Origin of the sequence: Streptomyces yangpuensis, assembly GCF_024666385.1 — a bacterium.
Lineage (GTDB): Bacteria > Actinomycetota > Actinomycetes > Streptomycetales > Streptomycetaceae > Streptomyces > Streptomyces yangpuensis.
The window spans coordinates 4,657,637-4,670,463 of sequence record NZ_CP102514.1 but is presented as its reverse complement, the minus strand read 5'-3'; the positions used below and the strand labels follow the sequence as shown (position 1 = coordinate 4,670,463).

Genomic DNA, 12,827 nt, shown 5'->3' with positions numbered 1-12,827 from the left:
CGGACTTTCGCGCGCTCGACGGGGACGCGTCGCAGCCGCGTCGCGTGCGCGCATCGGTGCGCGACCGCGGACGGCCGTCGTCCATCCCCCCTTGCCCCAGCACCATAACCGCGTCACCCCTGGCAGGTCAGGGGCTTGGTGATTCCCGTGTGTAAGGCAGCGGTCACAGGTGACGGGAAACCCGGACAACAGGGATCGCGCATTGAGCCATTTCAAGCCACTTTGCGAAGACTCTTGACACAGGGATTGGTCTGGACCAACTTGGCAGCGCACGCCGTGAGCCGGCCCCACCCCACACGGCCCGGCTCTCCCCTCACCACCCCACCTCCCCCCCACGGAGCCCACGTGAACCGCATACGCTCCCTCTCCCTGCCGCTCGCCGCCGCCGTCGCCGCCGGGGCGCTCACGGCCCTCGCCACCGGCACCGCACAGGCAGCGGACGTCAACGTCGCCCGCAACGGCGGCTTCGAGTCGGGTCTCGCCAACTGGTCCTGCTCCGGCGGCAGCGGCGCCGCCGTCTCCTCCCCCGTGTACGCCGGAGCCGGCGCCCTGAAGGCCACACCGGCCGGTTCCGACAACGCCCGCTGCAGCCAGACCGTCACGGTCAGGCCGAACTCGACATACACGCTGAGCACACAGGTGCAGGGCAGCTACGTCTACCTCGGCGCGACCGGGACCGGCACGCAGGACGTCTCCACCTGGACCCCCGGCTCGGGCGGCGGCTGGCAGAAGCTGTCCACCACCTTCACCACCGGCCCCTCCACCACCCAGGTCACCGTCTACACCCACGGCTGGTACGGCCAGCCGGGCTACGTCGTGGACGAGTTCAGCGTCTTCGGCCCGGACGGCGGCGGGGGCACCGACCCCGGTCCGGGCATCCCGGGCGCACCGGCCGGGACCGCCGTTTCCGGCCAGAGCGCGAACGGCCTCACCCTTTCGTGGAACGCCGTCGGCGGAGCGGCCGGATACCACGTCTACCAGGACGGCGCCCGTGTTCAGACCCTGACCGGGACCTCCACCTCCCTCACCGGGCTGACGCCCGCCACCTCGTACTCCTTCCAGGTGAGCGCGTACAACGCGACGGGCGAGGGCCCGAGGTCCGCACCGGTGACCGGGACCACGACCGGCGGCGGGAACCCGGGCAACCCGGCCGTCCCCAGGCACGCCCTGACCGGCTACTGGCAGAACTTCAACAACGGCGCGACCGTCCAGAAGATCTCCGACGTCTCCGCGCAGTACGACATCATCGCCGTCTCCTTCGCCGACGCCACCGCCACACCCGGCGCCATCACCTTCAACCTCGACTCGGCCGGCCTCGGCGGCTACACGGTGGCCCAGTTCAAGGCCGACATCGCCGCGAAGAAGGCGGCCGGGAAGTCGGTCATCCTCTCCATCGGCGGCGAGAAGGGGACCATCACGGTCAACGACTCGGCCTCGGCGACCAACCTGGCGAATTCCGCGTACGCCCTGATGCAGGAGTACGGCTTCACCGGCATCGACATCGACCTGGAGAACGGCCTCAACCCCACCTACATGACGCAGGCGCTGCGCGCCCTGTCCGCGAAGGCGGGCCCCTCGCTCGTCATCACCATGGCCCCGCAGACGATCGACATGCAGTCCACGCAGGGCGGCTACTTCAAGACGGCGCTCAACATCAAGGACATCCTCACCGTCGTCAACATGCAGTACTACAACAGCGGCTCGATGAACGGCTGCGACGGCAAGGTCTACTCCCAGGGCTCGGTGGACTTCCTCACCGCGCTGGCCTGCATCCAGCTGGAGGGCGGCCTCGACGCCTCCCAGGTGGGGATCGGCGTCCCGGCCTCCCCCAGCGGCGCGGGCAGCGGCTACGTCTCCCCGACCGTCGTGAACAACGCCCTGGACTGCCTGACCCGCGGCACGAACTGCGGATCCTTCAAGCCGTCGAAGACCTACCCGGGACTGCGCGGCGCGATGACCTGGTCCACCAACTGGGACGCCAAGGCGGGTAGTGCTTGGTCGAACTCGGTGGGTCCCAAGGTCCACGGGCTGCCGTAGGCGGTACACGTGTGGGGGTGGCCGGAACGGTTCGGCCGACGCCCGAGGTCCTTGACCGGGACATGCCACGAGAGGACGCTGAGCGCGTCCGCACGGCTACCCCCACACTCCCCACCCAGGAGAACGCATGCGGCTCCATACCCGCCGGAGGGCCGGCCTGACGGCGGCCCTGCTGGCGCTCGCGCTCGGCGCACCCGCCTACGGCATGAGCGCGACGGCATCGCCACCACCCAGCCCCTCCACCGCCACCCAGGACGAGGCCATCGTCCAGTACCGGATCCACGGCCCCTCCACCGTCGCCGACCGCACCGCCCTGCTCGGCACCGGTGTCTCGATCGACGAGGTGGACGACCACACCGTCGTGGTCAGCGCCGACACCATGCAGGCCAAGAAGCTGAGGGAGCTCGGCTACAAGCTGACCGCCCTCCCCGGTCCGCCGGAACGCTCGATGCCCGGCATCGCTGCCAGCCCGATGGACTTCCCCTCGGCGGACTCCAAGTACCACAACTACGCCGAGGCGACGGCCGAGATCAACCAGCTCGTCGCGCAGTATCCGGCGATCGCGTCCAAGCGGGTGATCGGGAAGTCGTACCAGGGCCGGGACCTCCTCGCCATCAAGATCAGCGACAACGTCGGCACGGACGAGTCCGAGCCCGAGGTGCTCTTCACCGCGCACCAGCACGCCCGCGAGCACCTGACCGTCGAGATGGCGCTGTACCTGCTCAAGGAGTTCACCTCCAAGTACGGCACCGACTCCCGGGTGGCCAACGCCGTCAACGGCCGCGAGATCTGGATCGTCCCGGACCTCAACCCGGACGGCGGCGAGTACGACATCGCCACCGGCTCCTACCGCTCCTGGCGCAAGAACCGGCAGCCGAACTCCGGATCCTCCTACGTCGGCACCGACGAGAACCGGAACTGGAACTACAAGTGGGGCTGCTGCGGCGGCTCCAGCGGCAGCAGGAGCTCCGAGACCTACCGGGGCCCGGCCGCCGAGTCGGCGCCCGAGGTGAAGGCCGTCTCGGACTTCGTGCGCAGCCGGGTGGTCGGCGGCAAGCAGCAGATCAAGGCCGCGATCGACTTCCACACCTACAGCGAGCTCGTGCTGTGGCCCTTCGGCTACACCTACAACGACACCGCCCCGGGCCTGACCGCCGACGACCTCGCCGTCTACAAGAAGATCGGCACGAGCATGGCGGCCAGCAACGGCTACACGCCGGAGCAGGCCAGCGACCTGTACATCACGGACGGGACGATCGACGACTGGCTGTGGGGCAACCAGAAGATCTTCTCCTACACCTTCGAGATGTACCCGGAGAGCGGCGGCGGCGGCTTCTACCCGCCGGACGAGGTGATCGACCGCGAGACCGCCCGCAACAAGGACGCGGTGCTCCAGCTGCTGGAGAACGCGGACTGCATGTACCGCTCGATCGGCAAGGAGGCCCAGTACTGCTCGTAGGGGCCGAGCCGGGCACCTGAAGCGGGGGCGCCCCGCCGCCAGGAAGGGGGGCGTCCCCTTCCCCTGCGGCGGGGCGTCCCGCACGTGGTGACGCGTCTGCCGGAGCGTCAGCCCAGGACGGCGAGGGCGTCGATCTCGACGAGCAGCCCGTCCGGCAGGCCCACGTACACGGTGGTGCGGGCGGCCGGGGCCTCCTTCAGGCCCTGCTCCTCGAAGTAGGCGTTGTAGATGCCGTTCATCTCGGCGAAGTGCGCCGTGTCCGTGAGGTAGACACGGATCATCATGACGTCGTCCCAGCCCGCGCCGCCGGCCTCCAGGACCGAGCGGACGTTCTCCAGCGTCTGCAGGGTCTGCTCGCGCAGCGTCGGCCCCGCCGGGGTCGGCGGCCGGCCGTCGACGTGCGGGAGGAAGCCGACCTGGCCGGCGACCTGCAGGATGTTCCCCTTGCGCACGCCGTGCGAGAACTTCGCGGGCGGAACGGTGTGGGTGGCAGGGGTGATGGCGGTCTTCTCGGTCACGCTGTCTCCTGTACTCCTGAACAGTCCTGGCTGATGGCACTGGCGGTGCGCAGTACCTGCGGCAGCAGTTCGAGCAGCCCCTCCGCCGTGACGACCACGCCGGGCGCGGAGACGGACAGCGCGGCGACGACCCGCCCGTCGGGACCGCGCACGGGCGCGCCCAGGCAGTTGATCGACTCCTCGTGACCGCCGAGGTCGGTGGCCCAGCCCTGCTCGCGCACGAGGTCCAGTTCGCGCAGGAAGGCCTCGGCGTCCGGGGTGGAGCGGGCGGTGTAGCGGGGGTAGTCGATGCGGTGGGCGAGCGCCCGGCGTTCGGCCTCGGGAAGGTCGGCGAGGAGCAGCTTGGCGACGGCGGCGACGGTGAGCGGCACGGGCCTGCCGATGCGGGAGTACATGCGCACCGGGTAGCGGCTGTCGACCTTGTCGACGTACACGACCTCGTCGTCCTGGTGCAGGGCGAGGTGGACGGTGTGCCCGGTGGCCTGGTTCAGCTCGGCCAGGTGGGGGCGGGCGACCTCGCGGACGTCGAGGTTCTCGATGGCCTCGGCGGCGAGCGCGAAGAGCCGTGCGCCCAGGCGGTAGCGGCCGTCGGGGCATCGGTAGACGAACCCGTGCTCGTTCAGGGTGCGCAGGAGGCGCAGCGCGGTGCTCTTGTGGACGCCGAGCTCGTCGGCGACCGCCCCGAGGCCGGCGGGCCCCTGCGCGAGCAGCGGCAGAATGCCGAGTGCCCTTTCGACCGACTGGCTCATCCGCCGTCCTTACGTTGACCCACCGTCACCGGGGATGTTAGACAGCATGCAGTGGTACACGCAACGACCGTTGCAGCCGACGCAACACACCCGGGAGGCATCCGCATGGCCACCGCCAGCGACCCCGTCAAGGACCTCGCCGACGAGCCGGTGGACCACCGGTTCAAGGGACTCCCCCCGGACGCCCAGGCCGACGGCCTCACCGTCGGGCAGCTCGCCGCCCAGCGCCGGGACCTGCACACCGGCGGGTTCACCACCCCCGTCCTGACCCTCGACGCGGACGCGCTGGAACACAACCTCACCGCCCTCGGCACCTACGCCGCCCGCCACGGCCTCGCCTTCGCCCCGCACGGCAAGACCTGCATGGCACCGCAGCTCTTCCGCCGCCAGCTGGACCACGGCGCGTGGGGCATCACCGTCGCCATGCCCCACCAGGCCCGCGTCTGCCGTGCCTTCGGCATCCGGACGATCTTCCTGGCCAACGAGCTGGTCGACGCACCCGCCCTGCGCTGGGTCGCCGACGAGCTCGCCGCCGACCCCGGCTTCCGGTTCGTCTGCTACGTCGACTCCGTCCGCGGGGTCGAGCTGATGGACGCCGCCCTGCGGGGCCACGACGCCACCCTCGACGTCGTCCTGGAGCTCGGCGCCGGCGCCGAGGGACGCACGGGGATCCGTACCGACGCCGAATGCCAGGCCGTCGCCGAGGCCGTCGCCGCGTCCCCCGCCCTGCGCCTGGCGGGTGTGGCCGGCTACGAGGCCACCATGCCCGGCGCCGACGCCGACACCGTCCGCGCCTGGCTGCGCCGCCTCACCGCGCTCGCCGCCGATCTCGACAAGCAGGGCCTGTTCACCGGCACCGGCCTGGACGAGGTCATCGTCAGCGCCGGCGGCAGCGAATGGTTCGACGCCGTCGCCGAGGTCTTCGCCGAGATCCCGCAGCTGTCGCTGCCCGTCCTGCCGCTGCTGCGCTCCGGCGCGTACGTCTCCCACGACCACGGGTGGTACTCGGGCCTGACCCCCTTCAACCGGGTCCCCGAGGAGGGCGGCCTGCTCCCCGCCTTCCGGCTGTGGACCCAGGTGGTCTCCCGCCCCACGCCCGGCCAGGCCTTCGTCAACGCCGGCAAGCGCGACATCGCCTACGACCTCGGCCTGCCCGAGGTGCTCGCCGTACGCAGCGCCCGCGACGGCGTCGAGCGCACCGCGGCCGGCATCCGGGTGACCAAGCTGTCCGACCAGCACGCCTGGATCGAGACGGACGCCGATGCCACCCCGCTGGAGGTCGGCGACCAGGTCTCCCTCGGCATGGCCCACCCCTGCACCATCTTCGAGAAGTGGCCGCTGATCCCGGTCGTGGAGGACGACGGCACCGTCACCGACTACGTCCGCACCTTCTTCTAGACCCGGCCGTGGACCTGGTCCTGCGGGGCGCCCGTGTCGTCGACGGCACGGGCGGCCCCTCGTACACCGCCGACGTCGGCGTCCACGAGGGCCGGATCGCCGCCGTCGGCAGGCTGTCCGGGGGCCGCGAGACCGTCGACGCGCACGGTCTCGCCCTGGCCCCCGGTTTCGTGGACATGCACGCCCACAGCGACCTTGCCCTGCTCCGGGACCCGGACCACAGCGCGAAGGCCGCGCAGGGCGTGACCCTCGAAGTCCTCGGCCAGGACGGCCTGTCGTACGCGCCCGTCGACGACCGCACCCTCGACGCGGTACGCGCCGCGATCACCGGCTGGAACGGCCCCGGCGACGACATCGATTTCGACTGGCGCACGGTCGGCGAGTACCTCGACCGGCTGGACCGCGGCTTCGGCGGCGAGGGCGTGGCCGTCAACGCCGCCTACCTCGTCCCGCAGGGCACCGTCCGCGCCCACGTCGTCGGCTGGGACGACCGCCCGGCGACCGCCGCCGAGCTGGACCGGATGCGGCGGCTCGTCGCCGACGGCCTCGCCCAGGGCGCCGTCGGCATGTCCTCCGGACTCACCTACACCCCCGGCATGTACGCCTCCGGGGCCGAACTGACCGAACTGTGCCGGGTGGTGGCCCACTACGGCGGCTACTACTGCCCCCACCACCGCAGTTACGGCCGCGGCGCGGCGGCCGCCTACGCCGAGATGGTGGACGTGGCCCGGCGGGCCGGCTGCGCCCTGCACCTCGCGCACGCCACCATGAACTTCGGGGAGAACGAAGGCCGGGCGGGCGAACTGCTCGCCCTCCTCGACGCGACCCTGGCCGCGGGCGCGGACATCACCCTGGACAGTTATCCGTACACCCCCGGCTGCACCACCCTCGTCGCGCTGCTGCCGAGCTGGGCGAACGAGGGCGGCCCGGAGGCGGTCCTCGCCCGGCTGCGCGACGACGACCAGGCCCGGCGGATCCGCCACGTCCTGGAGCAGGAGGGGGCCGACGGCTGCCACGGCGTCCCCGTCGACTGGTCGGCGATCGAGATCTCGGGCGTCGCCGATCCCGCGTACGCCGCCCACGTCGGCACCCGCCTGGACGGCTGGGACACCGCCCGCCGGCTCCTGATCGGCGACCGGCTCGCACCGACGGTCCTCCAGCACGTCGGTCACGAGGAGAACGTCCGGGCGATCATGCGCCACCGCGCCCACACCGGCGGCTCCGACGGCATCCTGCAGGGCGCGAAACCTCACCCTCGGGCCTACGGCACCTTCCCGCACTACCTCGGCCACTACGTCCGCGAACTCGGCCTGCTCTCCCTGGAGGAGTGCGTCGCCCACCTGTCCGGCCGGCCCGCGGCCCGGCTGCGGCTGCCCGACCGGGGCCTGGTCCGCGTGGGACACCGCGCCGACCTCGTCCTCTTCGACCCGGACACGGTCGCGGCCGGCTCCACGTACGAACGGCCCCGCACACCGCCCGCCGGGATCCCGCACGTCCTGATCGACGGACGGTTCGTGATGCGCGACGGCCGCCGGACCCAGGTGCTGGCCGGACGGTCGGTACGCCGAACCGAGCGCGGTCCACGGTGAATCCGGCACCTACGATGGCGCCATGGTCGCCTTCGCCCTCGCCGCCCTGCTCTTCCTCGCGTTCTGCATAAGCGTCCGGCAGGACCGGCGCCGCTTCAGCAATGCCGTGCTCCTGGGACTGACCTTCCTCACCGCCTTCTCGGCCCTCTTCCTCCAAGTGGCCAAGCTGCCCTTCTGGGCCGCGGTCACGGTCGCCGTACTCGCCTTCGCCTCACCCGCGTTCGCCATCCTGGCGCTGGGCGTCTTCCTCGTCCGCAACGGCATGACCATGATCCGCAAGGAGGGCTTCCGCCCGGCCAACCTGCTGTCGATGCTGGCGGGCCTCGCGATCTTCGCCCTGATCGCCCTGCTGATCCTGGTCGCCGTGGTCGGCTCCCCCGTCCTGGGCGGCATCGCCGGCACCCTCACCGTCGTCGCCGGCTACATCTCCTTCGTGTTCTTCTGCTTCCTCGGCTACGCCTTCCTCTACGGCCGGATCACGGTGCGCGGCGACGTCCACCACGTGGTCATGCTGGGCTCGGGCCTGATCGGCGGGGACCGCGTACCGCCGCTGCTGGCGTCGCGCCTGCGCAAGGGACAGCAGATCTACGAGGTCCAGCTGGCCCGCAGCGGCCGGCCGCCGGTGCTGCTCGTCTCGGGCGGCAAGGGCTCGGACGAGAAGGTCGCGGAGGCCCGCGCGATGGCGGACTGGCTGATCGCGGAGGGCGTCCCGGCGGAGCACATCGTGCTGGAGGACCGGTCCACGACGACCGAGGAGAACATGCGCTTCAGCCGGCAGATCATGGAGGCGCACGATCCGGCCTACCGGTGCGTGGTGGTCACCAACAACTTCCACGCCTTCCGGGCCGCGATGCTGGCGCGCAAGACCGGCGTCAACGGGCAGGTGGTGGGCTCCCCCACCGCGAAGTACTACTGGCCGAGCGCCACCATCCGGGAGTTCGTCGCGGTCTTCTGGGAGCACCGCACGGTGAACCTCGCGATCTGCGGCCTGCTGGCCGTCTTCGGTGCGCTCGGCACCCTGGCCGCGGTCCTCGTCTGACGCATCGCGGCGGACGCAGGGCGACGGACGCACGGCGACGGACGCGGAAGGTGCCGTGACTCCCCCCTTGGCAGTCACGGCACCGGTCAGCGCAGGAATCAGACCCGCTGCCAGAGCGCGGGGACGTTCGGCGGCTCCCAGCCCGCCTGCGCCTGGTGCCCCTGGAGGCAGCGGTAGGTCGAACCGCCGTACGTGACGGTGGCACCGGCCGCGTAGACGGTTCCCGCCTTCCAGGTGCCGCCCGGCTCGGGCTCACCGGGACCGGGGCCGGGGCCCGGGTCGGATCCCGTGACCTTCAGCGTCAGCCCGTACGCCGACAGGATCGGGTTCAGCGGCTGGAAGAAGGTGGTCCCGCCGCTGGAGCAGTTGCCGGAGCCGCCCGAGGTCACGCCCTGGGCCTGGCTCCCGGAGATGTAGGAGCCGCCGGAGTCGCCCGGTTCGGCGCAGACCGTCGTACGGGTCACGCCGGAGATGGTGCCCTCGGGGTAGGTGACGCTGGTGTTGTGCTGCTGGATCGTGCCGCAGTGCCATCCGGTGGTCGAGCCGGACCGGCACACCGAGGCCCCGACCGGCTGCAGCACCGAGCCGGCGACCTGCACGTTCGCGCCCCCGCCGCCCTTCACGTACGGGGTCGAGACCCAGCTGGTGTTCGCCGCGACCCAGGCCATGTCGTTCCCGGGGAAGACGGACGCCTGGAAGGAGCCCTGGGCGACCCGGTTGAACCCGGTGGTGGTGGTCCCGGCGCGCCCGCAGTGCCCGGCGGTGGCGAAGCCGTTCACGGTCCCCTTGGTCACGGGGAAACCGACCGAGCAGCGGCCGCTGCCGTTCATGTAATAGGCGTCGCCGCCGCGCAGGTCGTAGAGCGGACGCGGGGCCTCGGCCGTACGGATCACCGTGACCAGCGCCGCGTCGGTGCCGGTCGCGGAGAGCAGCCGGGCGGCCGCGCCCGCCTCGGTCTCCTCGACGACGAGGGTGTTGGAGCGCGGGTCGACGTAGCGGACGGGGGTCGCGGGGCCGGCGGCCCGGTCCAGCGCGGCCTTGGCGCCGTCGAGGTCGGCGAGGCTGCGGGTGACCAGCTTCGCGCGGGCGCCGGTGGCCCGTATCGCGGCGGTGTCGGCGGCCCGGGTGGTCGCCACGGTGAGCACGGCGGCGTCGGCCCCGTCCACCCAGGCCCCGGCGAAGGCGGCGCCGAGCCGGTCCCGGAGGCGGGCGGCGGTGGCACCGGCCTCGGCCTCGTGTGCGAGACGGGCCTTGGCCTGCGTGGGGGTCAGGCCGAGGTCGCGCTGCATGGCGGCGAGCAGCTCGGGGGACGCGTCGGAGGTACGGAGGGTGGCTGCCGCCGAGGGCACCGCGGGGGCGGGAACGGGGTCGGCGACGGCGCCTGCCGTCCCGGCCAGCAGCAGCCCGGCGGCGGCCAGGGCGGTACACGCCGCGCGGGCGTGTCGCTTGAGCATGGGGGATCTCCTCGGTTTCCGGTGGGGGGTCTGCGGAAACCGTAGAAATCCGAACCAGCGCGCGGGAGCTGCCGGTTGGCCCCTCCCCCGGTGTTATGCCCGCGGCCGTGCGGCGGCCGACATGCGTTCATGGGGCGGGGGCCGGAGTATGGGGCGAGGGGACGACGTAGGAGGTACGCGATGGTCAGTGAACCCGACGAGCAGCCCACGCGGTCGGACCGGCTCTTCACGGGCGGGGAACGACCGTACGACCCCGAGGACCTCGTGATGGCGACAGGCCACGACCCGACTCCGGAGCGGGTCGAGAAGGCCCGCAAGCTGATCGAGAAGGAGGGCCCGCAGGTCATCGAGCGCTACCTGCCGTAGCCGCGGCAGTCAGCCCGAAGGCTGCACCCCGCCCCCGGCCCCGCCGGGGGCACACCCACGCCCAGCCGCACCACTCCACCCCCGCCGCACCATCCCACCCCCGCCGCACCATCCCAGCCCCGCCGGCGTTTGAGGCGCGGGGTGCGGGGCGGAGCCCCGATCCTTCAGCCGCAGCGCAGCTGAGCCGCAGGCGCCCGCACCGCCGCCGCCCGCAGGGCCCCCGCTCCGGCAGCCGACGCCGACCTCCCCAGCGCCTCCTCATGCGCGGCCCGCGCATGGCTCAGCACCCCCGCCGCCCGCGCAGCGACCCGCGCGGCGGGATGCCACCCCAGCACGTGCCGCCACACCAGCGGGGTCCCGGCGAGCGGCCGGGTGACCAGCCCCGGGGTCGCCGGGAAGGTGGCCCGGCACAGCCCCACGGCCCGCCCCACCTGCACCAGGTGCACGCAGGACGCGGTGTCGGTCTCGTAGACACAGGCGGGCGCGAACCCCGCCCGCACGCACGCCGCGGCGAAGCAGTCGCCGAAACACCCGTCGCCGGGGACGTCCGTCCACGCCTCGGCGGCCAGCTCGGCCAGCTCGATCTCCTCGCGCGGGGTTCGGGCCAGCGCCAGCGGGTGGTCCTCGGCGAGCATCACGTGCACCGGGTCCCGGGCCACCTCCATCCAGGCGAGCCGCCCCGGTTCGGGCGGCGCGCTCTCCCCGCAGACCCCGACCAGCGCGAAGTCCAGGCGGCCGTCGGCGACACCCCCCGCGACCTCCTTCTCCGACCAGGACGTGTAGGTCGTCACCGGCACCCCCGGCTCCTCGCGGGCGAGCCGGTCCACGAGCCCGCCGAGCAGCGGACCGTGCGTCCCACCGAGCCGGTAGCCGTGCGCCCCCTGCCGGGCGAACCGCTGAGCCTCCTCCTGGAGCTCGCACACCGCGGGCAGCAGCACTCTCGCCCGTTCCAGCACCAGTTCCCCGAGCGCGGTGGCCCGTACGCCCTCCCGCCCGCGCACGAACAGCGTGCCGCCCAGCGCCCGCTCGACCCGCTTCAGCTGCGCACTGAGCGCGGGCTGCGCCAGTCCGAGCGCGGTGGCGGCCCGGGTCAGGCTCCCGGCGTCGGCGACGGCCTTGACGATCTTGAGATGCCTCAGCTCCAGATCCATACGAAGAGCTTGGTCCAGACCTACAGACGTGCGCTACGGGTCGTACGCATCCAGAATCGTTAATGCTCGTTAGCCGCCAGGGGGCCACAACCCTAAGGACAGGTAAATGCACACACTCGAAGTCGACTGGGACCACCCCACGGACCCGCGACCCGGCCCACGGCTCGACCACGTCCGCGCCTACGTGAGCACCGCCGGCGCCGACGGGCACCTCTGGCACGGAGTCCCCACGCTGCTGCTCACCACGCTCGACCGCACCACCGGCAACACGGTACGCACTCCGCTGATCTACGGCGAGGACGCCGGCAGGTTCCTCGTCGTGGCTTCCGCCGACGGCGCCCCGGACCACCCCCGCTGGTACCGCAACCTCACCGCCCACCCGGAGGTCCGCCTCCAGGTCGGCGCCGCCACCGTCGAGGCGACGGCGCACACGGCGACCGCGACGGAACGGGAGGTGTACTGGGAGATGATGACCGCCCTGTGGCCGTCCTTCGAGGACGACCAGGCGGCCGCCCGCCCCCGCGAAATCCCCCTGGTGATCCTGGAACGCCTCCCCGGTCACTGAGCCGGCCGGTCGGCCCGCCCCGCCCGCCCTGCCCGTCCGGCCCGCGCCGGGGCGGGCAGGCGGCGGCTCACCCCCGGTCGTAAACGGTCACGTCCACGCCGCGCTCGTCCCACCCGAAACTACGCCACCCCACCGACAGCGCCCGGACGCTCAAAGGCCATGGCCCGCCCTCCCCGGCCGTCCGGGTCAGTCCAGCGGGAGAGCCTGATGCGCCGCGACGATGGCATCGATGCGATGCGCCAGATCGAAGTCCGCAGCGGTGATCCGGTGCCCGGCGTCATGGGTGGTGATCGACGCACGCAGGTGGTCGATGCGGAGATCGAGATCCGCGTGGTGTTGGATCCGTCGTGAGCGGTCCGCAATGGTCACGATCGCAGCCACCGCGGCGTGATACCGGATCTCGTAGGTCCGTGTGATCGCATGGCCTGCGCGCTCCCAGCCGGGCAGGCCCGCGAGATGGTCCGTGATCTCCTCCTCGGACAACGCTTTCGGTACGCCCATG

The 12,827-nt window shown here is 72.3% G+C and carries 12 protein-coding genes; 7 read left to right on the top strand and 5 right to left on the bottom strand.

The features are described 5' to 3' along the window. Positions 1-345 precede the first annotated feature (345 nt). Together NRK68_RS21470 and NRK68_RS21465 are read left to right on the top strand one after the other, a co-directional pair. Complete coding sequence (locus NRK68_RS21470; protein ID WP_257856453.1) at positions 346-2,037, top strand: chitinase; 1,692 nt, start codon at positions 346-348, stop codon at positions 2,035-2,037. Between the two features lie 127 nt (positions 2,038-2,164). Next, positions 2,165-3,496 carry a M14 family metallopeptidase gene (locus NRK68_RS21465; protein ID WP_183066770.1) on the top strand — a complete coding sequence of 444 codons (1,332 nt, stop codon included), beginning with the start codon at positions 2,165-2,167 and terminating at the stop codon, positions 3,494-3,496. A gap of 107 nt (positions 3,497-3,603) precedes the next feature. Here NRK68_RS21465 and NRK68_RS21460 read toward each other — a convergent pair whose 3' ends face one another. Both NRK68_RS21460 and NRK68_RS21455 read right to left on the bottom strand, forming a co-directional pair. Then, a complete protein-coding gene (locus tag NRK68_RS21460) occupies positions 3,604-4,014 on the bottom strand; it encodes a RidA family protein (RefSeq protein ID WP_183066771.1) in 411 nt (136 codons plus the stop codon). Then, positions 4,011-4,763, bottom strand: coding sequence for an IclR family transcriptional regulator (locus NRK68_RS21455; RefSeq protein ID WP_183066772.1), 753 nt, complete (start codon positions 4,761-4,763; stop codon positions 4,011-4,013). Before NRK68_RS21455 ends, NRK68_RS21460 begins: the two co-directional genes overlap by 4 nt. 105 nt (positions 4,764-4,868) lie before the next feature. Here NRK68_RS21455 and NRK68_RS21450 point away from each other — a divergent pair, with 105 nt between their 5' ends. Genes NRK68_RS21450 through NRK68_RS21440 form a run of 3 tightly spaced genes read left to right on the top strand, consistent with a single transcriptional unit; the run spans position 4,869 to position 8,789 of the window. Further along, a complete protein-coding gene (locus tag NRK68_RS21450) occupies positions 4,869-6,161 on the top strand; it encodes an amino acid deaminase (protein WP_257856452.1) in 1,293 nt (430 codons plus the stop codon). 8 nt (positions 6,162-6,169) lie between these two features. Then, a complete protein-coding gene (locus tag NRK68_RS21445; RefSeq protein ID WP_257856451.1) occupies positions 6,170-7,750 on the top strand; it encodes an N-acyl-D-amino-acid deacylase family protein in 1,581 nt (526 codons plus the stop codon). A 22-nt stretch (positions 7,751-7,772) separates the two neighbouring features. Further along, positions 7,773-8,789 (top strand): YdcF family protein, encoded by a 1,017-nt coding sequence (locus NRK68_RS21440; RefSeq protein WP_183066775.1) that lies wholly within the window; start codon positions 7,773-7,775, stop codon positions 8,787-8,789. Positions 8,790-8,887: 98 nt separating this feature from the next. Here the strand turns inward: NRK68_RS21440 and NRK68_RS21435 are convergent, their stop codons facing one another. Continuing rightward, positions 8,888-10,243, bottom strand: a complete 1,356-nt coding sequence (locus NRK68_RS21435; RefSeq protein ID WP_183066776.1) for a carbohydrate-binding protein — start codon at positions 10,241-10,243, stop codon at positions 8,888-8,890. A gap of 180 nt (positions 10,244-10,423) precedes the next feature. On the opposite strand from NRK68_RS21435, the gene NRK68_RS21430 reads away from it, so the two are divergent. Next, a complete protein-coding gene (locus NRK68_RS21430) occupies positions 10,424-10,609 on the top strand; it encodes a hypothetical protein (RefSeq protein ID WP_030034983.1) in 186 nt (61 codons plus the stop codon). A gap of 164 nt (positions 10,610-10,773) precedes the next feature. Here the strand turns inward: NRK68_RS21430 and NRK68_RS21425 are convergent, their stop codons facing one another. After that, the gene (locus tag NRK68_RS21425; RefSeq protein ID WP_257856450.1) at positions 10,774-11,760 is read right to left on the bottom strand and encodes a LysR family transcriptional regulator; all 987 of its coding nucleotides are present in this window, start codon (positions 11,758-11,760) and stop codon (positions 10,774-10,776) included. Between the two features lie 106 nt (positions 11,761-11,866). Here NRK68_RS21425 and NRK68_RS21420 point away from each other — a divergent pair, with 106 nt between their 5' ends. Continuing rightward, positions 11,867-12,325 carry a nitroreductase/quinone reductase family protein gene (locus NRK68_RS21420; RefSeq protein ID WP_257856449.1) on the top strand — a complete coding sequence of 153 codons (459 nt, stop codon included), beginning with the start codon at positions 11,867-11,869 and terminating at the stop codon, positions 12,323-12,325. A 186-nt stretch (positions 12,326-12,511) separates the two neighbouring features. On the opposite strand, the gene NRK68_RS21415 is transcribed toward NRK68_RS21420, so the two are convergent. Next, positions 12,512-12,826 (bottom strand): 4a-hydroxytetrahydrobiopterin dehydratase, encoded by a 315-nt coding sequence (locus tag NRK68_RS21415; protein WP_183066779.1) that lies wholly within the window; start codon positions 12,824-12,826, stop codon positions 12,512-12,514. Between the last annotated feature and the right edge of the window lies 1 nt (position 12,827).